Raw genomic sequence first — 19,336 nt, forward strand, 5'->3', positions numbered from 1 at the left:
GCTCGCACCCGACGGTCCGCTTACTGTCGGGAAGCACAACCAACGTCAACAACGCAGTAAGACACGCTTTCAGGGGTACACGGGAACCGTTCGAGAACGGTCTTCGGTGGCCCCGGGTCTCCCACACACGGTCGCCTCCGGGCGCTGTGCGAGGGTACCCGAAACGCACACTGTAGAACCGGATGCCGGACCGCCGGCGCACCCGCTGACCCCAGGGCCAGCGGACGCGGAGACGGAACGGCGTATGCGAGCGGAAAGGCCCCTCGTCGTGGCAGCACCGCAGAACTACCTCGCGGTCATCAAAGTCGTCGGTATCGGCGGCGGCGGTGTCAACGCCGTCAACCGAATGATCGAAGAGGGGCTCAAGGGCGTCGAGTTCATCGCGATCAATACCGATGCCCAAGCGCTGCTGATGAGCGACGCGGACGTCAAGCTCGACGTCGGCCGTGAGCTCACCCGTGGCCTTGGCGCAGGCGCCAACCCCGATGTCGGCCGCAAGGCCGCCGAAGACCACCGCGAGGAGATCGAGGAGGTCCTCAAGGGGGCCGACATGGTCTTCGTCACGGCTGGTGAGGGCGGTGGCACCGGTACGGGGGGAGCCCCGGTCGTCGCCAACATCGCCCGCTCCCTCGGCGCGCTCACCATCGGTGTGGTCACCCGCCCCTTCGGTTTCGAGGGCAAGCGGCGCGCGACCCAGGCCGAGTCGGGGATAGCGATGCTCCGTGAGGAGGTCGACACCCTCATCGTCATCCCGAACGACCGACTGCTGTCCATCTCGGACCGCCAGGTCAGCGTCCTGGACGCCTTCAAGGCGGCCGACCAGGTCCTGCTGTCCGGTGTCCAGGGCATCACCGACCTGATCACCACGCCGGGCCTGATCAACCTGGACTTCGCCGACGTCAAGTCGGTCATGTCCGGGGCCGGATCGGCGCTGATGGGAATCGGATCAGCGAGAGGGGACGACAGGGCCGTCGCCGCGGCCGAACTGGCGATCTCCTCACCACTGCTGGAAGCGAGCATCGACGGCGCCCACGGTGTGCTGCTGTCCATCCAGGGCGGCTCCGACCTCGGACTGTTCGAGATCAACGAGGCGGCACAGCTGGTCGCCAACTCGGCGGCGCCCGAGGCCAACATCATCTTCGGCGCCGTCATCGACGACGCCCTGGGTGACGAGGTCCGTGTCACCGTGATCGCGGCGGGCTTCGACGAGCCCGAGGTGTCCGGCTCCGTCACACGGGAGCGCCAGCCGGTGGACCCTCCTGAGGCCGTCGCCCCCACGGCAGGCATCACGTCCGGCAGGGAGGAGTCGTCCGCGAAGGCGACGCCCCCCGGCACGGACGCGAGCGGGGCGCCGGCCACCAGCATGCCGTGGATCGCTCCGTCCCGCCCGGCCCAGCCGGTGCAGGAGGCTCCCCGGCCCGCGATGCCGCCGGTGCAGCCCACGGTGACCCCGGAACCGGTCCAGCCCGAGCCCCAGCAGGTCCAGGCCCCGGCCGAGCCCGCCCTGGGCAACGGCTACCCGGTCTCGCACGGCGAGCCCGAGCCGGTCGAGCAGGAGCCGACGCCGTCGGTTCAGGCGGAGGAGACCGTCGCCCCGGAGCCCGAGGACACCGAGCCGGAGGAGCAGGCGAACCACATCCACGCGGTGTCGGAGGCCTCCGAGCGTCGGAGCGAGGTTCCCACGCCGCGTCGCCGGGTCATCTTCGACGACCCCGACGACCTGGACGTCCCGGAGTTCCTCAAGTAGTCCCGCACCATCCCGGTACCATCGACGTGTCAGCGGCCCCGACCCATCTGCGGCGGGGCCGTCGCCGCCCTCGGTGGGGCGCGGCGGAGGACGGCGGGGGCGATCCGCCCGCCGTCACTCCTCCTCCCCCGGGGCAGAGGGAAGGACCACGTCGCACCGATGGGCAACGTCATCGACCTGGGGCACGGTGTCCGTGCCGCCGTCACCGAACGCAAGGGCGGCGTGAGCCCGGCACCGTACGACTCGCTCAACCTCGGACTGGGCACCGGCGACACCCGGGAGGCGGTCACCGCCAACCGTCGTCGTGCCGCCGAGGAGTGCGGGTTCGACGTCGAGCGTGTCGTGTGGATGAACCAGGTGCACAGCGCCGACGTGCTCGTGGCGACCGAACCCGGCGGGGTCGGTACCTGCGACGGCGTGGTCACCACCCGATCGGACCTGGTCCTGGCCTCGATGGCCGCCGACTGCCTGCCGGTGCTCGCCGCCGACACCCGCGCCGGAGTGCTGGGGGCGGCCCACTCGGGCCGTCTGGGCACCGCGAACGGGGTCGCGGTCAACCTGGTCGACACGATGGTCGCCCAGGGCGCCACCCCCGCACACGTCACCGTCTTCCTCGGCCCCGCCATCTGCGGCAGCTGCTACGAGGTCCCTCCCGAGCTCCAGGCCCAGACCGCGGCGCGGACCCCCGAGGCCGCCTCCACGACACGCCGGAGCACCACGGGCGTCGACATGGTCGCCGCCGTCACCGCCCAGCTGCGCCGGGCGGGTGTCACCGACATCGTCACCGACGGCCGCTGCACCCTGGAGAGCCCCGAACTCTTCTCCCACCGGGGCGACGCGCCCACCGGCCGGTTCGCCTCCTTCCTCTGGCGCACCTGACCCTCCGACCCGCCCGACCGCGCCGACTCCCACGGCCGGTTCCGGTCACGCGCCGCCCCACCGACACCAGAAGGAACGAACGACCGTGTCAGAGACCGACCGCGAGCGCACCGAGCAGATCCGCGCCAACCTCACGGCCGCGCGGGCCAGGATCGAGGCGGCCTGTCACAGGGCCGACCGCGATCCCTCGGAGGTGTCCCTGATCGGCGTGACCAAGACCTATCCGGCCAGTGATGTGCGTATTCTCGCCTCGCTCGGTGTCAACGACGTCGGGGAGAACCGCGACCAGGAGGCGGCCCCGAAGGCGGCGGAGACCGCTGACCTCGGCCTGACCTGGCACTTCGTGGGCCAGCTCCAGACCAACAAGGCGCGTTCCGTGGCCTCCTACGCCGACGTGGTGCACTCGGTGGACCGGGCGAAGCTGGCCCGGGCCCTGGGGGACCGGGCCGCCGCCGCCGAACGGCGTCTGACCTGTCTGGTGCAGGTCAACCTGGACGCCGACTCCCAGGCGGGGGTGATCGGTCCGCGCGGCGGCGTGGACCCGGCCGACGCGCCGGCGCTCGCGGAGAGCATCGACGCGCACGAGGCGCTCACCCTCGGGGGAGTGATGGCCGTGGCCCCGCTCGGCGGCGACCCCGACGCGGCCTTCGCGGTCCTCGACGAGGTGGCGGCGCGGATTCGGGATCGCTACCCTCAGGCGACGGTGATCTCCGCGGGGATGAGCGGGGACCTGGAGGCCGCGATCGGAAGAGGCGCGACACACCTGCGACTCGGCACGGCGTTGCTTGGCGCTCGGGGACCGATCGTGGGGTAATGTCCCCACATAGACCTTGGGGCCCGTCTGTGGCGTTCGCCCGAATGGACGAACACCCCGCTGAGGCGGGGCGCAGGGGCCGGAAACGACGGAGGAGTCGGCTGCGGTGAGAACGCCGCGGGGACGACGGAGGACATGAGATGGCCGGCGCGATGCGCAAGATGGCGGTCTACCTCGGCCTCGTGGAGGACGACCGTTACGATCACCGCTATGCGGACGAATATGATGAGTTCGACGATTTCGACGAGGGCGTGGAGGAGCAGCGTGACCGCGACGCCGACACTCCACGGGGCGAGGAAACACGAGGCGACGCTGTGACGGACACCGGCGACTACCTGGGAACGGGTGAACGGCGCGGTGGAACGACCACGACAGCCTCAACCGCCGACCTCGCTCGGATCACCACGCTCCATCCACGCACCTACAACGAGGCGCGTACGATCGGAGAGCACTTCCGGGAAGGTACACCGGTGATCATGAACCTGACCGAGATGGTCGACAGCGACGCGAAGCGTCTCGTCGACTTCGCGGCTGGTCTGATCTTCGGTCTCCATGGCAGTATCGAACGCGTGACCAACAAGGTGTTCCTGCTGTCCCCGGCCAACGTCGAGGTGACCGCCGAAGACAAGGCGCGGATCGCCGAGCGAGGGTTCTTCAATCAGAGCTAGATCATCACATTTGTCCAGAGATTGGGTCGGGGAACGACCGTGAGTATGGTCCTGTACGTGCTGCTGCTTCTGCTTCAGCTGTTTGTCTTCGTGCTGATAGCGCGGGTGGTGTTGGAGATGGTGATGTCCTTCTCCAGGACCTGGCGGCCGACCGGGTTCGTGCTCGTGCTCGCCGAGATCGTGTACACGATCACCGACCCGCCACTGAGGTTCCTACGCAGGTTCATCAAGCCGATCCGGCTGGGAAGCGTCGCACTCGACCTGAGTGTGCTGATTCTCTTCTTCGCCGTGATCATCCTTCAGAGCATTCTGAGGGGCATGATGGCAAGCTTCGCGTAGGGGATCGCGGGCGGAAAAGACGCCCCGGATTCCGATATGTGGTCTTGGTCATGATCTGGATTGCCGTAAGGTCACGATCAGGTAGCGTCCCTACGGACAGACTCCAAGCGCGCCAAGGAGACGAACATGCCGCTGACACCCGCTGATGTGCGGAACAAGCAGTTCAGTACCACCCGGCTCCGGCCGGGGTACGACGAAGAAGAGGTCGACGCCTTTCTCGACGAGGTCGAGTCCGAGCTGGACCGCCTCATCCAGGAGAACGAGGAACTGCGCGGCAAGCTGGCCGAGTGCCTGAGGGGCAAGGTCCCCAACGCCGGTATGCAGGACTTCCAGCAGCAGGAGCAGGCCCCCGAGGCTCCGCAGCAGATGGAGCAGATGCGCCCGGAGCCCGTCCAGGCGCAGCAGCCCGTCGAGCCGCAGCCCCAGCCGCCGGCGCCGCAGCCGCAGATGGGCATGACCGGCGCCAACCTCGCCATGGGTGGCGAGGAGAACATGGACACGGCCGCCCGCGTCCTGGCGCTCGCCCAGCAGACCGCCGACCAGGCGATCTCCGACGCCCGCCGTGAGGCGGACGAGACCCTCGGCCGCGCCCGCCACGAGTCCGAGGACATCCTCGGCAAGGCGCGCCGCCAGGCCGACCAGATCATCGGTGAGGCCCGGGCCCGCTCCGAGAACCTCGACCGTGACGCGCAGGAGCGCCACCGTCAGGTCATGGGCAGCCTGGTCCAGCAGCGCGAGGAGCTGGAGCACAAGGTCAACGTGCTCAAGGACTTCGAGCGCGAGTACCGCAGCCGTCTCAAGGACTACTTCGAGCGTCAGCTGCGCGAGCTCAACGAGGAGGGCAAGTCCATCGAGCCCAACCCGAACACCACGGGTGGGTTCCAGACGATGGCCCCCCAGTCCGGTGGGACCCCCGCGCTCCAGCAGCACGGCCCCGGCGGCAGCCCGTTCGGTCAGCCCGAGCCCGCCCAGCACGGTGGTTTCCACCCGGGTGAGGCCCCTCACGAGCGTCGCTGACCCGTCAGCGACCGCGGCTCCGAACAACTGAAAACTCCGGCTCCACACGTGTAAAGGCCCTGGTCGACCCGTGATCCTTAGCCTCCTCGCCACCGTGGCGGTACTGGCGGCCCTCGTCGTCATCGCGGCAGCCCTGGTGCTCGCTGAGCCCACCCTGGTGTACATCGCCCTGGGACTCGGCGGCTTGAGCGTCCTCCTGTTGTTGGGCGCGCTGGTCCAGGGACGGTTCGGTGGGAGCGGATCGGACACGGCACGGACGGACGGTTTGGGGAAGTCGTCCGTCCCCGTGGTGGCCGCCGCGACGGCGGCCGACACGGTACCGGTCACACAGTGGGAACCGGAGCACTCCAGGCGCGTACCCGCACCGGCTCCGCAGCCGGTGCGGGAATCCGCCGTCACGGAGCCCCCCGTGCCCCCGGGGCACGAGCCCGGCGAGCCGCGTGTCGCGGCGGCCGAGGAGAACGAGGAGGAAGCGGAGTTCGAGGTTCCCCGCTGGCAGACCCCCACCATGGGGAGCTGGCCGGAGCCGGCCGTCGAGCCGGAGACGGCGCCGCAGTCGGCAGAGGACTCCGAGAGAGCCGAGACCGTCCCCGAACCCGACGGATCGGACGTGTCCCCGCGGGACGAGAGGCCCCCCGAGCCGGAGGCGCTCCACGAGGACGCGCCGGACCCGACCGAGGTCGAGGCGGCGCCGGAACCCGTGGTCGCGGAGGAGCACCCCCCGGAGGCCGTGGCCGAGGCCGAGCCCGCCACGGAGCCCGAGCGGGAGGCGGTCGAGAGGACCGCGACGGAAGAGACCACCGCCAGGGAGGAACCGTCGCCTCCCGAGAGCGACGAGGCGTCGGCGCAGGAGCGGGTCCGCGAGGACGCGGCCCCCGTGGACGACGAGGAGGCCGTCGCCTACGCGGCCCTCCTCGACACGCCGGACAATGCCCCCGAGCCCGATCAGGACACCGAGGCCGGGGAGACGGCCCCGACGGAGGCGGCCCGTCAGGACGAGACGGTCCACGGACCGTCCGGTGAGGACACCCAGGACGGCCAGGACGCTGTCCCGGCGGAGGAACACGTGTCCCCGGAGGCCCCTCACGGGATCGAGCCGGTCGACGGACCGTCCGGTGAGGCCGTCCGGGACGACCAGGACGCTGTCTCGGAGGATGACCGAAGATCCCCGGAGACGCTCCACGGTGACGAGATCGCTCCGGTCGACGGACCGTCCGGTGAGGCCGTCCGGGACGACCAGGACGCTGTCTCGGAGGATGACCGAAGATCCCCGGAGACGCTCCACGGTGACGAGATCGCTCCGGTCGAGGACGCCCCGGACGACCAGGACACGGACTCCGAGAAGGACGCCTCGATCCCCGAGGGCCCTCAGGAGGTGGAGCCGGTCGACGGTGGTCCCGATGGGGACGCCCCGGCAGACCGGGCCACGGCCCCCGACGAGGGGCCTCCGTTCTCGGAGAAGCCTCACGCCGAAGAGGTCGAGCCCGGCGAGGACACCCGGGCCGAGGACACCGACGTTCCCGAGGAACCGAACGCCCTTCCGGACGAGACCCGGGAGAGCGTGACCGAACCGGTTCGCCACGGGTCCGACGAGGCCGCCCCGACCGAGACCCCCGCGTTCGAGGACGCCGGGAGCTCCGCACCCACCGAGGACCGGGCCGAGGACTCCGAGAGCGCCAAGGAGAGCAACCCCTCCTACAGCGCCTGACCCCTGAACACGAGAGGGCCCCGCTCAGCGCGAGCGGGGCCCTTCGCCGTCCCTGGGACGTGACGGGTCAGGCGCGGCGGAAGCCGAAGACCACGTCGAACTCCTCCGACTCGGCCGAGTGCGGCGCGTCCTCGGACGTACCGGCCACGAAGGCGTCGGCGAGCACCTCACCGGCGATCAGCTGACCGTGCTCGGTGAGCGCCTGACGGATCGACTCGTCGCCCGTCGACCACCACACGTGGATCCGGTCGGACACGTCCAGGCCGCTGTTCTTCCGGGCCTCCTGGAGCATCCGGACCATCTCGCGGGCCAGACCCGCGCGACGCAGCTCCGGGGTCAGCTCCAGGTCCAGGGCCACGGTCTCACCGCCCTCGGAGGCCACCGCCCAGCCCTCGCGGGGCTGCTCGGTCACCAGCACCTCGTCGGCGTTGACCTCGACCGGCTCGTCCTCGACCCGCACCTGCGCCCAGCCGGTGTCACGGACCTGCGCGACCAGGGCGGCCGGGTCGGCGGCCTGGATGGCCTTGGCCACCAGCGGCGTCCGCTTGGCGAACCGCTTGCCCAGTGCGCGGAAGTTCGGCTTGACCACGTAGTCCACGAGGTCGCCGCCGACCGACGACAGCGCGTCCAGCCCGGCCACGTTGAGTTCCTCGGCCACCTGGGCGCGCAGCTGCTCCGGCAGGTCCGAGAAGCCCGGAGCGCCCACCAGGGCGCGGGCCAGCGGCTGACGGGTACGCATCGCGGAGTCGACCCGCGCGGACCGGCCCAGCTCCACCAGACGGCGGGTGAGCGCCATGTTCCTGGACAGCTCGGCGTCGATCAGGTCCTCGTTCACCTGCGGCCAGGAGGCCAGGTGCACCGATTCGGCGGCCTCCGGGCGGCGCAGCGCCGACCACACGTGATCGGTCAGGAAGGGGACGATCGGAGCCATCAGCAGGGTGACGGTCTCCAGGGCCTCGAACAGCGTCGCGAAGGCGGCCGCGCCCTCGGGAGTGTCGGCTCCGCCCCAGAACCGGCGGCGGGAACGGCGGACGTACCAGTTGGAGACGTCGTCCACGAACGCGGTCAGGCGTCGCCCGGCCCCGGTCGTGTCGAACTCCTCCATCGCCTTCGTGACGTCCCGGACGACCTCGTTCAGCTCCGACAGCAGCCAGCGGTCCAGCACCGGCCGGTCCTGCGGGGCGGGCGCGTCGGCCAGCTTCGAGTGGTCCCAGCCCTCACCGGCGTTGGCGTAGAGGGTGAGGAACGACGTGGTGCTGTAGTAGGTCAGCAGCACCTTCCGGACGATCTCCTCAAGGGCGGCGTGGCCGACCCGGCGGGCCGTCCACGGCGAGCCGCTGGCCAGCATGAACCAGCGCAGGGCGTCGGCGCCGTGCCGGTCCATCACCGCGATGGGCTCCATGACGTTGCCCAGGTGCTTGCTCATCTTGCGGCCGTCCTCGGCGAGGATGTGGCCGAGCACGACCACGTTCTCGAACGAGTTGCGGCCGAACACCAGGGTGCTCACCGCGAGCAGCGAGTAGAACCAGCCGCGGGTCTGGTCGATGGCCTCGGAGATGTACTGCGCGGGGAAGTTCTCCTCGAAGGTCTCCTTGTTCTGGTGCGGCGCGCCCCACTGGGCGAACGGCATGGAGCCGGAGTCGAACCAGGCGTCGATGACCTCGGGAACGCGGCGGGCCACCCGCTGCTCCTCGGGCAGTGACGGGTCCGCGTCGGGGTCGGGGATGACGATGTCGTCGACGTAGGGCCGGTGCGGGTCCAGGTTGGACAGGTCCTGGCCGCTGAGCTCGCTCAGCTCCTCCAGGGAGCCCACGCAGATCTGGCGGCCGTCGGGGAACTCCCAGATCGGCAGCGGCGTGCCCCAGTAGCGGTTGCGGGACAGCGCCCAGTCGACGTTGCCGCGCAGCCACTCCCCGAAGCGGCCCTCCTTGACGTTCTCCGGCACCCAGTTGGTGCGGTCGTTCTGCGCGAGGAGCTCGTCCTTGACGGCGGTGGTGCGGATGTACCAGGACGGGACCGCGTAGTAGAGCAGCGCGGTGTGGCAGCGCCAGCAGTGCGGGTAGGAGTGCTCGTAGTTCAGGTGGCGGAAGAGCAGGCCGCGGTCCTTGAGGTCGCGGACCAGCGTCTTGTCGGCCTCCTTGAAGAACACGCCGCCCACGAGGGGGAGGTCGGCCTCGAAGGTGCCGTCCGGGCGGACCGGGTTGACCACGGGCAGGCCGTAGGAGCGGCAGACCAGCATGTCGTCGGCGCCGAAGGCGGGGGACTGGTGGACCAGACCGGTGCCGTCCTCGACGGTGACGTAGTCCGCGAGCACCACGTAGTGCGCGGGCTCGTCGAAGGGCACGAGGTCGAAGGGGCGCTGGTAGGTCCACCGCTCCATCTCGTCCCCCTCGAAGCTCTCACCGGTGAGCTCCCAGCCCTCTCCGAGGACCTTCTCGAACAGCGGCTCCGCGACCACGAGCCGCTCGTCGCCGTTGGTGGCCACCACGTACCGGACGTCCGGGTGCACGGCCACGGCGGTGTTGGACACCAGGGTCCACGGGGTCGTGGTCCACACCAGCAGCGAGGTCGGGTGCTCGGGAGCGGCCAGCGGCCCCGAGGTGACGGGGAAGCGCACGTACACCGACGGGTCGGTGACGGTCTCGTAGCCCTGCGCCAGCTCGTGGTCGGAGAGCGTCGTGCCGCAGCGGGGGCAGTAGGGGCTGATCCGGTAGTCGCGGACCAGCAGCTCCCGGTCCCAGATCTGCTTGAGCGCCCACCAGACGGACTCCACGTACTGCGGGTCCATGGTGCGGTAGGCGTCGTCCATGTTGACCCAGTAGCCCATGCGCTCGGTCATGGAGGTGAACGCGTCGACGTTGCGCAGGACGGACTCGCGGCAGCGCTGGTTGAACTCGGCGATGCCGAAGGCCTCGATGTCCTTCTTGCCGCTCAGGCCGAGTTCCTTCTCCACGGCGACCTCGACCGGCAGGCCGTGGCAGTCCCAGCCCGCCTTGCGGTCCACGTGGTAGCCACGCATGGTGCGAAAGCGCGGGAAGACGTCCTTGAAGGCGCGGGCCTCGACGTGGTGCACGCCGGGCTGGCCGTTCGCGGTGGGCGGGCCCTCGTAGAAGACCCAGTTCTCGTTGCCGCGCGTCTGGTCGAGCGAGCGCTGGAAGACGTTCTCCTTCGACCAGCGGCCGAGGATCTCGCGCTCCGTCGCGGGCAGGTCGATCTGAGCGGGCAGCTGGGGCAGCGCGCGGGATTCGGGCCGGGGGTCGTCGGTCACCGTCGTACCTTTCTCCATCAGGGGTGTTCCTGACGGAGGGACGAGGCCGAGCCCCGCGGTACCACCCTCCTTGGAGCCGCGTCCGAGTCCGCTGGGCGGTCGGTGGCGGGTCCCACTTCGTTGGGTTCGTGCCGGTTCTACTGGGGTGCGCGCTGTGCGCGGCCCGTTCTTCCGGCGGCTCCGGGGTGATCTTCGCGCTGGTCGTTGCCCCCGGGCTCGCACCGTCCCCGGGTCGCTTGGGCGGTCCAGCCCCCTCTAGGCTGTGTCCGTCCGGTCGGGGCCAGCGTTACTCGTCCCCATCGACACGACTTCAGGATAACGCAGTGCGGCCAGGCGCGCCGCGCTTTAGGTGGGGGTGCGGCCATGGCGGAGCGGACACGGGGCGCGGTACTGGTGACCCTGCCCGACCGCGACGACGCGGAGGAGCTCGCGGAGCAGCTGCTGGAGCAGGGCTACGAGCCGTGCCGGGTGTACCGGGACATGCTCGCGGGGGAGGACGACGCCGAGGACGTCGACTGGGTGATCGAGGTGCTGACCGGACCGCACGGCGGCTCGGCGGTTTTCGACGAGCCCCACCTGCTGCTGCTCGCTGAGGACTACGGCGGGTTCGCCGTGGCCGAGTGAGCCGCGCCGACCTCCCGCACCGCACCGTCGGGATCGTTGCCATGGGCCGGGGTATTGCCTAGGCTCACGGCACCACTCACGGCCGTTCCGAAGGGGAGAACCCCAGTTCAGGTGGGGTGCGGAGGCCGTGGTGCACGTGGAGGGGGAGTGCGATGAAGGCCACCGAGGCGGCGGCGCTGCCGGTGCGACCGGGCGAGGAGCCCTGGACGTCGGGGGAGCTCGCGGAGGTCCGGAAGCAGCTGGAGGGCGAGATCGCGGCCCAGCGCGAGGAACTGCGGGACGGCGAGAAGGAGCTCGCGGAGCGGCTCACCGATCCGGTCGAGGGCGCGGGGGACGACCCCGCCGACGTCGGGGCCAAGACCTTCCAGCGCGAACACGATCTGGCGTTGGCCTACAATACTCGTGACCTGCTCGCCAAGAGCGAGCGGGCGATCGAACGGATGGACGCGGGGACCTACGGGGTCTGTGAGTCATGCGGCCAGGCCATCGGTAAGGCGCGTCTACAGGCCTTTCCGCGCGCCACCCTGTGCGTCACCTGCAAACAGCGCGAGGAGCGTCGCTGACTGAGGTAGAGCCCTCCGGGGACAGCAACATGACCACGACCGACAACACCGTTGCCCGGCCGCGCAGGTACGTACTCCTGTTGGTGGTCGCGCTCACCGCGATCGTCGTCGACTTCCTCACCAAGGAGTGGGTGCTGGCCGCCTTCTCCCCGGGCGAGCGGCTCGACGTCGTCGGCGAATTCGTCCAGTTCACCCTGGTCTACAACACCGGTGCCGCGTTCTCGCTCGGTACCGGCTACACGTGGGTGTTCACCGCCATCGCCACCGTCGTGGTCCTCGCGATCGCCTGGATCGGCTGGCGTGTGCGCAGCCTGTGGTGGGGCGCGACGCTCGGCCTGATGATGGGCGGCGCCGCCGGAAACCTCGTCGACCGCTACTTCCGGGGCGAGACGCCCGGGACGGGCGCTGTCGTCGACTTCATCAGCGTCGGGACCTTCCCGGTCTTCAACGTGGCCGACTCCTGCGTGGTGGTCGGGGCCTGCCTGGTGGTGGCGCTCACGTTCAAGGGGCTCAACCTGGACGGGACGAGGGCCGAGGACGAGGGTGCCGGGCCCGACGAGGGCGCTGCGAAGGACAACGACGACAACGACGAAGGGAAGGGCGCATGAGCGACACCCGGAGCCTGCCCGTCCCTGACGGGCTCGAGGGCGACCGGCTCGACGCCGCCATCGCGCGGATGTTCGGGCTCTCCCGGACCCGCGCGGCCGAGATCATCGGGGACGGCGGGGTCCTCCTCGACGGCGCCGAGGCGGCCAAGTCCGACCGGGTGAGTGCCGGTGCCTGGCTGGAGGTCACCCTCCCGCCGCCGCCCACCGCCCCGGTGCCCCGGGCCGAGGCGGTCCCGGGCATGCGGATCGTGCACGAGGACGCGGACATCATCGTGGTGGACAAGCCGGTGGGCGTGGTCGCGCACCCCACGGTCGGCTGGACCGGCCCCAGCGTGCTGGAGGGTCTGCTGGCCTCCGGCGTGCAGCTGGCCACCAGCGGCGCCGCCGAGCGCCAGGGCATCGTGCACCGGCTGGACGCGAACACCACCGGCCTGATGGTCGTGGCGAAGAGCGAGACCGCCTACAGCGTGCTCAAGCGGGCGTTCAAGGAGCGCACCGTGGACAAGCGCTACCACACGCTGGTCCAGGGACACCCCGACCCGCTGCGCGGCACGGTCGACGCCCCGATCGACCGACACCCGGCCGGTGACGGACGCTGGGCCGTGGTCGCGGGCGGGCGCCCCTCGGTGACGCACTACGACACCCAGGAGGCCTTCCGGGCCGCGAGCCTGCTGGAGATCAAGCTGGAGACGGGCCGCACCCACCAGATCCGGGTGCACATGGCCGCGCTGCGCCACCCGTGCGTGGGTGACCACCTGTACGGCGCCGACCCGACCCTCGCCGAACGGCTGGGGGTCAGGAGGCAGTGGCTGCACGCGGTGCGTCTGGGCTTCGACCACCCCACCGAGCACCGCCCGGTGGAGTTCTCGAGCCCCTACCCCGACGACCTGAGCGCCGCCGTGGAGCTGCTCCGCGAGGACTAGGCCGTGTCTCTCGGGGCTTCGCCGATGGCGGCGGAGCCACCGTTGAGGCCAGCGGCCATCCGGGCGATCTCTCGCGAGACCAGGAGCGAGGCCGCCCCTCCTGCGCGCCGCTACGTGAGCTCCGCGGCCTCGCACAGCGTGGGCCCCGGCCCCCGCCCCTCGTCAGGCCCCTCCGCCGTCCTGCCCCACCGGGGCCGGGCGGCGGACGTGCAGGACCCGCTGGCACAGCGCCGCGCCGAGGATGATCACGAGGGCCCCCAGCGGCTGGTTCCAGGTCAGGGTCTCACCGAGCAGCAGGACTCCGGCGGTGACGGCGACCACCGGGACGACGTAGGTGACGGTGGTGGCCACCGTCGCGCCCGCGGCCCGGACGATCGCGTAGTTGAGGATGTAGGCGAACCCGGTGCCGAACACGCCCAGGGCGGTCACGGCGAGGGCGGCCCGCCAGGTGAGCTCGGTGGGGACCCCGGTGAACAGCGGAGCCAGCACCAGCAGGGGCAGGGTTCCCAGCAGCATCTGGAGCGAGCTCAACTCCAGCGCCGTGTGCGGGCTTCCCGCCACGAACCGGCGCAGGTAGGGGGTGCCGATCCCGTAGCAGACGGTGGCGCCCACCACCAGGAGCATGCCGAGCAGAGCCTCCTCGTCGGAGGCGTCGACGCGGCCCAGGGAGTTCCAGACGCCGAAGACGGTGAGGACCCCGAGGAAGCCGATGCCCAGGCCGAGGAGGCGGGTCCGGTCGGGTCGTTCGTCGGTGAGGATCAGCATGGCGAACACCACGCCGAAGAGCGGGGTGGCGGCGTTGACGATGCCCATGAGTGCGGAGGGGATGAGCTGGGCCGCGTACCCGAACAGGGTGAACGGGACGGTGTTCAGCAGCAGGGCGGCCACGAACACGTGTCCCCACAGCCGGGGTGAGGAGGGGAGTCGTCCACGGGTCAGGAACAGGATCGCGAGCAGGGCCAGGGCCCCGGTACCCATGCGGCCCAGGGCGAGCTGGAGCGGGGCGAGGACCTCCGCGCCGACCCGGAGGAGGACGAAGCTCATGCCCCAGATGAGCGCGAGCAGCACGAACTTGGCACGCCAGTTCAGGAGCGGGGTTCGTCGGGGTGCGACGGCCGACGGGACGGAGGCGACGGCGTCGGGAAGAGTGGACATGGGATGTTTCTATCTGTGCACGATCCCTTAGGTCTACTTCGTATCTCTAAACCCATGGCTTAGCGTTGCTTACATGCTCAGTGTCGACCGCCTCCGGGTCCTGCACGCCATCGCCGCCCACGGGTCCCTCAGCGCGGCCTCCCAGGCCCTGCACGTCACCAACTCCGCCGTCTCACAGCAGCTGACCAAGCTCGAACGCGAGGTCGGCCAACCCCTGGTCGAGCGCAACGGGCGGGGCGTGCGCCTCACGGACGCCGCCGAGCTCCTCGTGGAACACACCTCCCGCATCCTGAGCCTGGTCCACCGCGCCGAGGCCGACCTGGAGGCCCACCGGGGCGAGGTCACCGGCCACCTGCGCCTGTCCGCCACCCCCACGGCCGTGCGTGGACTGCTGCCCGCCGCCCTTCCCGCCCTGCGTGAGGCCCACCCGGGTCTCAGGGTGGAACTGCACGAGGACGAACCGCAGGAGAGCGTCCCGGCCATGGCGCGCGGCGACGCCGACCTGGCCCTGGTCGTGGACTGGATGGGGGCGCCCCTGCAACTGCCCCAGGGGATGACGCGCGCCTCCCTCATGGAGGACGTCGGTGACATCGCGCTGCCCTCGGACCACCCCCTGGCCCATCGGGAGATCCTGGAGCTTGACGAGATCCTGGACCTGCCGTGGATCAGCTGGACCAAGGGGTCCATCTGCGACGACTGGCTGCACGACATCATCCGGGGGCGCGGGGCCGAACCCCACGTCATCCACTCCGTGGAGGAGCACCAGACCAAGCTGGCCCTGATCGCCGCGGGGATCGGCGCCGCCGTCATGCCGCGCCTGGGCCGGGGCCCCGTGCCCGAGGGGGTGACGGTGGTCCCGGTGCAGCCCGCGATGGTCCGCCAGGTCTACGTGTTCTGGCGTACCGACGCCTCCCGGCGCCCGGCCATCAGGGCCGTGGTCAGGGCCCTGCGCGAGGCGGCCGCGGCCTACGCGGACTGAACCGGTGGGGCGGCCCGCGGGACGCCCCACCGCTCAGGCGTCGCCGAGCAGGTCCGTCATGGTGGCGGTCGGGCTGATCACCTCCGGATCGGTGCGCACGTCCACCAGGGTGGGCAGGTCCGCGCCCACGGCCTCGGACAGGGCCTTCTCCAGCTCCTCACGGGTGTGCACGGTGGCGCCCCGGGCCCCCAACGCGCGGGCGTACCCGGCCAGGTCCAGGGGGCCGCTGATCTCCGTCCCCGCGAGTCTGCCCAGCTCGCGGGCCTGGTGCATGGCGATCGTGCCGTAGAGCCCGTTCTGGAACACCACCACCGTGATCGCAGCGCCGTGGCGCACCGCCGTCTCCAGCTCCTGCCCGGTCATCAAAGCGCCGCCGTCCCCGGCCACCGCCACCACCGTCCGCCCGGGGGCGGCGAGCTTGGCGGCCACGGCGGCGGGCACCGCGTAGCCCATGGCTCCGCTGGTCGGCGCCAGCTGGGTGTCCGCGTGCCGGTACCACCAGCCCCGGTGCAGGAAGGAGGCGAAGTTGCCCGCGTCGTTGGTGATCAGGGCGTCCTCGGGCAGGGCCTCGCGCATGCCCGCGATCACCGACCACGGGTGCATGCGCGGTCCGCTGTGCCGTTCGGCCTCCGGTGGGACGGTGGCGCTCTCCACCCAGAGTCGGCGTGCCGCGCTCCAGTCCCGGTAGGGCACCTTGACCGGGGCCTCCGCCAGGGCGCGCAGCGCCTCGCCGGAGTCGGCCACCGCGCCGAGCCACACGTCCTTGGTAGCGCCCACCTGCGCGGGGTCGATGTCGATCTGCGCCACCCTGGTGCGGCCGTCCGACTCGGGCAGCCGGTACCCCTGGGTGGTGGTCTCACTCATCCGGCAGCCCACCACCAGGACCGCGTCGGCGTCCGCGAGGGCGCCCAGCACCGCGCTGGGCGCCCCCAGCCCCAGGTGCCCGAGGTAGAGCGGGTGGTCGTTGGGGAAGACGTCCTGGCGGCGCCAGGCGGCGTACACCCCGGCGCTGTACCGCTCGGCCACGCGCACGAGGTCCTCGCGCGCGGCCCGTGCCCCGCCGCCCGCGATGATCACCGGGCGCACCGCCCGGGCCAGCCAGGCGGCCAGTCGGTCGCGGTCGCCCTCGCCCAGCGGCGGCCGGGGGACCAGCGGGGCCCGCGGAGCGGGCGGTGCGCCGACCCTCTGCCCGAAGAGGTCTCCCGGAACGGCGATGGCCACCGGGCCCGGCCGCCCGGTGGTGGCGATCCGGACCGCGCGCGCGGTCACCTCCGCCAACCGGTCCGCCCGGTGCACGGTGGTCGACCACTTGGTGATGGGCGCGTAGAAGGCGGTCAGGTCCACCTCCTGGAAGGCCTCCCGGCCCAGGTGCTCGGTCTCGGCCTGTCCCAGGAAGACGATCATCGGGGTGGAGTCCTGCATAGCGGTGTGCACGCCCACCGCCAGGTTGGCCGCGCCGGGGCCCCGGGTGGCGGCGGCCACGGCGGGGACACCGGTGAGCTTGGCCTCGGCCTCGGCCATGAAGGCGGCGCCGCCCTCGTGCCGGGTGGAGACGAGGGCCATCTCCGGGTGCTGGTCGATGGCGTCGGCCAGTTCGAGGAAGCTCTCTCCTGGGACGGTGTAGCACCGTCTGATCCCGGCGGCGGCCAGGACCGACACCGTCGCGTGCGCGGCGGTGTCGGCGGGGGGACGTGGGTCGGCAGGGGCCATGGAGGCGGGTCCTTCCATCGTCGCAAGGTCCACTCAGCGCGCCCCGGGGCAGGGGTGTGGCCCGGAACACATGCGGCTGACTCTGGCAGGCGGCCCAGAGCCGGTCAAGGCCGGGCGCCGCGGCCTGTGGACAACTCCACCCGAGCCGTCCCAACCCGCCCGCGCCGGTGCGTGCCCGGTGGTCCGAACGGTCAGGCGGGGCCCCCGCCCTCGTGTTCGAGGTGCCGTGCCGCCGACCGGCCCCTGCGCGGTTCGAGGGCGCTGGCGTGGTCGTGCAGTTCGTTGAGGACGGCGTTCACCAGGGGGTGCCCCTCGGTTCCACGGCGCACGGAGACGAACACGTGCCTCCTCGGCGGTCGTCCCCTCAGGGGGACGACGCTGACGCCTGGCAGGTCGACGGCGGCTATCGCCGACCGCGGGGCGAGCGCGATGCCGAGGCCTGCGCCCACGAGCGCGCTGACCGCGCGGAAGTCGTTCGAGACCGACTCGACGCGCGGCTGGAAGCCCGCCTGCTGGCACGCGAGGAGCGTGAGGTCGTGGATGGGGTTGCCCGGGAGCGGCGTGATCCACACCTCGCCCGCCAGGCGTGACAGTGACACCTGGGCGCTGGCGGCCAGGTCGCTGTCCGAGGGCACCAGCGCGTCCAACGGCTCCGAGTACAGACGGGCGTGGCTGAACTCCTGGACGGTCGAGACCGTCGCCTCGGGATAGTCCACGGACAGTGAGACGTCGACGTGACCCTCCGCGAGGAGCCGCTGCGCCGCCGCGCCCTCCGCGTCCGTGACGTGCGCGCGCAGATGCGGAGCGGAGGTCCGGAGCGCGCGGAGGGCGGGTGCCACGACCTCGATGATCGCGGACGGGAAGGCGGCGATACTCACCGTGCCGACCTCTCCGATCGCGGACGCGGCCAGGTCGGCCTCGGCCTGCTCCAGGATCGCTGACACCTGCACGGCGTAACCCGCGAGGACCGTTCCCAGGGAGGTCAGCCGGATGTTGCGACCGTGGCGTTCGAAGAGGTCGAGGCCGACCTCGCGCTCCAGCGCCGACAGCTGCTGCGACACCGCCGACGGTGACAGGTAGAGCGACCGCGCCGCGGCGGTGACCGTGCCGTGGAGTGCGACTGCCTGGAGAACGCGCAGGCGGCGCGGGTCGATCACGCGATCTCCTTTGAAGCAAAGCTTGAAGGTTCTCTACAGGTCTTCGTGATGGACTTAATGATATCCGGTACGTGATGATCGGGGTCATGAAGGCTCTTTCGAAACTCCGCGGCGAACCCGGGCTGACCTTGGCGGACGTCAAGAACCCCGAGATAGGTCGCGGCGAGGTGCTCATCAGGGTCCTGCGCACGGGAATCTGCGGGACCGACCTCCACATCAGAGCCTGGGACCACTGGGCAGAGTCCGTGATCGAGCCGCCGCTCGTGCTCGGACACGAGTTCGTCGGTGAGGTCGTCGACGTCGGCGGTGGTGTGAGCGACGTGAAGGTCGGCGACCTGGTGAGCGGCGAGGGCCACCTGGTGTGCGGCAAGTGCCGCAACTGTCGAGCCGGCCGCCGCCACCTGTGCATCCGCACGATCGGCCTGGGGGTGAACACGAACGGCGCGTTCGCCGACTACGTCGTGCTCCCCGAGCCGAACGTCTGGGTGCACCGCATCCCGATCGACCTCGACGTCGCCGCCATCTTCGACCCCTTCGGCAACGCCGTGCACACGGCGCTGTCCTTCCCCGTCATGAACGAGGACGTCCTGGTCACCGGGGCTGGCCCCATCGGGATCATGGCCGCGGCGACCGCGCGCCACGCGGGGGCGCGCAGCGTCGTCGTGACCGACCTGAGCCCGTACCGCCTCGGGCTGGCCCGGGACATGGGAGCGACGATCGCCGTGGACGTCTCACGGGAGGACCTGGCCGACGTCATGTCGGCGAACAACATGAAGGAGGGCTTCGACGTCGCGTTCGAGATGTCGGGGCAGCCCAGGGCGCTCGCCTCGGCGATCTCCAGCATGAGCCCCGGCGGTCGTATCGCGGTCCTCGGCCTGCCGTCCGACGACGTCTCCGTCGACCTCGCGACCGTGGTGACCCGGATGCTCACGCTCAAGGGAATCTACGGGCGGGAGATGTTCGACACCTGGTACGCGATGTCCGTCCTGCTCGAGAACGGTCTCGACATCAGCCCGGTCATCACCCACCGGTTCGGCTACGAACAGCACGAGGAAGCGTTCGAGGTCGCCGCGACCGGCGCGTGCGGGAAGGTCGTGCTCGACTGGACCACGCCGGTGATCCCCCAGCCGGGGGCCGCCCACAACGACGATCAGCAATCAGTAGGGGAGTGACGTGT

At 71.0% G+C, this 19,336-nt stretch carries 17 protein-coding genes; 13 read left to right on the forward strand and 4 right to left on the reverse strand.

From position 1 onward, the window contains the following. The first annotated feature begins 268 nt into the window (after nucleotides 1-268). The 7 genes from ftsZ to ACRWK8_RS12735 all read left to right on the forward strand — a co-directional run bounded on the left by ftsZ (nucleotide 269) and on the right by ACRWK8_RS12735 (nucleotide 7,172). Entirely contained in the window at nucleotides 269-1,747 is a 1,479-nt protein-coding gene (gene ftsZ, locus ACRWK8_RS12705) for a cell division protein FtsZ (RefSeq protein WP_378741397.1), read from the forward strand. Between the two features lie 159 nt (nucleotides 1,748-1,906). Continuing rightward, nucleotides 1,907-2,626 carry a peptidoglycan editing factor PgeF gene (pgeF, locus tag ACRWK8_RS12710; RefSeq protein WP_431870391.1) on the forward strand — a complete coding sequence of 240 codons (720 nt, stop codon included), beginning with the start codon at nucleotides 1,907-1,909 and terminating at the stop codon, nucleotides 2,624-2,626. 85 nt (nucleotides 2,627-2,711) lie between these two features. After that, the gene (locus ACRWK8_RS12715) at nucleotides 2,712-3,440 is read left to right on the forward strand and encodes a YggS family pyridoxal phosphate-dependent enzyme (RefSeq protein ID WP_431870393.1); all 729 of its coding nucleotides are present in this window, start codon (nucleotides 2,712-2,714) and stop codon (nucleotides 3,438-3,440) included. Nucleotides 3,441-3,580: 140 nt separating this feature from the next. Beyond that, nucleotides 3,581-4,108 (forward strand): cell division protein SepF, encoded by a 528-nt coding sequence (locus ACRWK8_RS12720; RefSeq protein WP_017544502.1) that lies wholly within the window; start codon nucleotides 3,581-3,583, stop codon nucleotides 4,106-4,108. A 39-nt stretch (nucleotides 4,109-4,147) separates the two neighbouring features. After that, nucleotides 4,148-4,447, forward strand: coding sequence for a YggT family protein (locus ACRWK8_RS12725; RefSeq protein ID WP_378741403.1), 300 nt, complete (start codon nucleotides 4,148-4,150; stop codon nucleotides 4,445-4,447). 126 nt (nucleotides 4,448-4,573) lie between these two features. After that, the gene (locus tag ACRWK8_RS12730; RefSeq protein ID WP_378741405.1) at nucleotides 4,574-5,464 is read left to right on the forward strand and encodes a DivIVA domain-containing protein; all 891 of its coding nucleotides are present in this window, start codon (nucleotides 4,574-4,576) and stop codon (nucleotides 5,462-5,464) included. Between the two features lie 70 nt (nucleotides 5,465-5,534). Next, entirely contained in the window at nucleotides 5,535-7,172 is a 1,638-nt protein-coding gene (locus tag ACRWK8_RS12735) for a hypothetical protein (protein ID WP_431870396.1), read from the forward strand. 67 nt (nucleotides 7,173-7,239) lie between these two features. Here the strand turns inward: ACRWK8_RS12735 and ileS are convergent, their stop codons facing one another. After that, nucleotides 7,240-10,440 carry an isoleucine--tRNA ligase gene (ileS, locus tag ACRWK8_RS12740; RefSeq protein WP_378741590.1) on the reverse strand — a complete coding sequence of 1,067 codons (3,201 nt, stop codon included), beginning with the start codon at nucleotides 10,438-10,440 and terminating at the stop codon, nucleotides 7,240-7,242. A gap of 363 nt (nucleotides 10,441-10,803) precedes the next feature. Here ileS and ACRWK8_RS12745 point away from each other — a divergent pair, with 363 nt between their 5' ends. From ACRWK8_RS12745 to ACRWK8_RS12760, 4 genes are all read left to right on the forward strand, one after another. Further along, on the forward strand, nucleotides 10,804-11,064 hold the full coding sequence (locus tag ACRWK8_RS12745) for a divalent-cation tolerance protein CutA (RefSeq protein WP_378741409.1): 261 nt from the start codon (nucleotides 10,804-10,806) through the stop codon (nucleotides 11,062-11,064). A 152-nt stretch (nucleotides 11,065-11,216) separates the two neighbouring features. Continuing rightward, nucleotides 11,217-11,627 carry a TraR/DksA family transcriptional regulator gene (locus ACRWK8_RS12750; protein ID WP_378741411.1) on the forward strand — a complete coding sequence of 137 codons (411 nt, stop codon included), beginning with the start codon at nucleotides 11,217-11,219 and terminating at the stop codon, nucleotides 11,625-11,627. Nucleotides 11,628-11,656: 29 nt separating this feature from the next. Continuing rightward, entirely contained in the window at nucleotides 11,657-12,235 is a 579-nt protein-coding gene (gene lspA, locus ACRWK8_RS12755) for a signal peptidase II (protein WP_378741413.1), read from the forward strand. Further along, nucleotides 12,232-13,158 carry an RluA family pseudouridine synthase gene (locus ACRWK8_RS12760; protein ID WP_431870399.1) on the forward strand — a complete coding sequence of 309 codons (927 nt, stop codon included), beginning with the start codon at nucleotides 12,232-12,234 and terminating at the stop codon, nucleotides 13,156-13,158. Before lspA ends, ACRWK8_RS12760 begins: the two co-directional genes overlap by 4 nt. A gap of 162 nt (nucleotides 13,159-13,320) precedes the next feature. On the opposite strand, the gene ACRWK8_RS12765 is transcribed toward ACRWK8_RS12760, so the two are convergent. Beyond that, nucleotides 13,321-14,313 (reverse strand): DMT family transporter, encoded by a 993-nt coding sequence (locus ACRWK8_RS12765; RefSeq protein ID WP_431870401.1) that lies wholly within the window; start codon nucleotides 14,311-14,313, stop codon nucleotides 13,321-13,323. Between the two features lie 73 nt (nucleotides 14,314-14,386). Here ACRWK8_RS12765 and ACRWK8_RS12770 point away from each other — a divergent pair, with 73 nt between their 5' ends. Beyond that, nucleotides 14,387-15,292, forward strand: coding sequence for a LysR family transcriptional regulator (locus tag ACRWK8_RS12770; protein WP_378741419.1), 906 nt, complete (start codon nucleotides 14,387-14,389; stop codon nucleotides 15,290-15,292). A gap of 33 nt (nucleotides 15,293-15,325) precedes the next feature. On the opposite strand, the gene ACRWK8_RS12775 is transcribed toward ACRWK8_RS12770, so the two are convergent. Continuing rightward, the gene (locus ACRWK8_RS12775) at nucleotides 15,326-17,002 is read right to left on the reverse strand and encodes a thiamine pyrophosphate-dependent enzyme (protein WP_378741421.1); all 1,677 of its coding nucleotides are present in this window, start codon (nucleotides 17,000-17,002) and stop codon (nucleotides 15,326-15,328) included. A 191-nt stretch (nucleotides 17,003-17,193) separates the two neighbouring features. Continuing rightward, the gene (locus tag ACRWK8_RS12780; RefSeq protein ID WP_431870403.1) at nucleotides 17,194-18,159 is read right to left on the reverse strand and encodes a LysR family transcriptional regulator; all 966 of its coding nucleotides are present in this window, start codon (nucleotides 18,157-18,159) and stop codon (nucleotides 17,194-17,196) included. An 86-nt stretch (nucleotides 18,160-18,245) separates the two neighbouring features. On the opposite strand from ACRWK8_RS12780, the gene tdh reads away from it, so the two are divergent. Further along, on the forward strand, nucleotides 18,246-19,331 hold the full coding sequence (gene tdh / locus ACRWK8_RS12785) for an L-threonine 3-dehydrogenase (RefSeq protein ID WP_431870405.1): 1,086 nt from the start codon (nucleotides 18,246-18,248) through the stop codon (nucleotides 19,329-19,331). Nucleotides 19,332-19,336 lie beyond the last annotated feature (5 nt).

Origin of the sequence: Nocardiopsis eucommiae, assembly GCF_965344335.1 — a bacterium.
GTDB lineage: Bacteria > Actinomycetota > Actinomycetes > Streptosporangiales > Streptosporangiaceae > Nocardiopsis > Nocardiopsis eucommiae.

Coding starts and splice junctions, on each gene's coding strand:
- pgeF (WP_431870391.1), top strand. CDS start 1,907: ATGGGCAACGTCATCGACCTGGGGCACGGTGTCCGTGCCGCCGTCACC.
- ACRWK8_RS12720 (WP_017544502.1), top strand. CDS start 3,581: ATGGCCGGCGCGATGCGCAAGATGGCGGTCTACCTCGGCCTCGTGGAG.
- ACRWK8_RS12730 (WP_378741405.1), top strand. CDS start 4,574: ATGCCGCTGACACCCGCTGATGTGCGGAACAAGCAGTTCAGTACCACC.
- ACRWK8_RS12745 (WP_378741409.1), top strand. CDS start 10,804: ATGGCGGAGCGGACACGGGGCGCGGTACTGGTGACCCTGCCCGACCGC.
- ACRWK8_RS12750 (WP_378741411.1), top strand. CDS start 11,217: ATGAAGGCCACCGAGGCGGCGGCGCTGCCGGTGCGACCGGGCGAGGAG.
- lspA (WP_378741413.1), top strand. CDS start 11,657: ATGACCACGACCGACAACACCGTTGCCCGGCCGCGCAGGTACGTACTC.
- ACRWK8_RS12760 (WP_431870399.1), top strand. CDS start 12,232: ATGAGCGACACCCGGAGCCTGCCCGTCCCTGACGGGCTCGAGGGCGAC.
- ACRWK8_RS12765 (WP_431870401.1), bottom strand. CDS start 14,313: ATGTCCACTCTTCCCGACGCCGTCGCCTCCGTCCCGTCGGCCGTCGCA.
- ACRWK8_RS12770 (WP_378741419.1), top strand. CDS start 14,387: ATGCTCAGTGTCGACCGCCTCCGGGTCCTGCACGCCATCGCCGCCCAC.
- ACRWK8_RS12775 (WP_378741421.1), bottom strand. CDS start 17,002: ATGGCCCCTGCCGACCCACGTCCCCCCGCCGACACCGCCGCGCACGCG.
- tdh (WP_431870405.1), top strand. CDS start 18,246: ATGAAGGCTCTTTCGAAACTCCGCGGCGAACCCGGGCTGACCTTGGCG.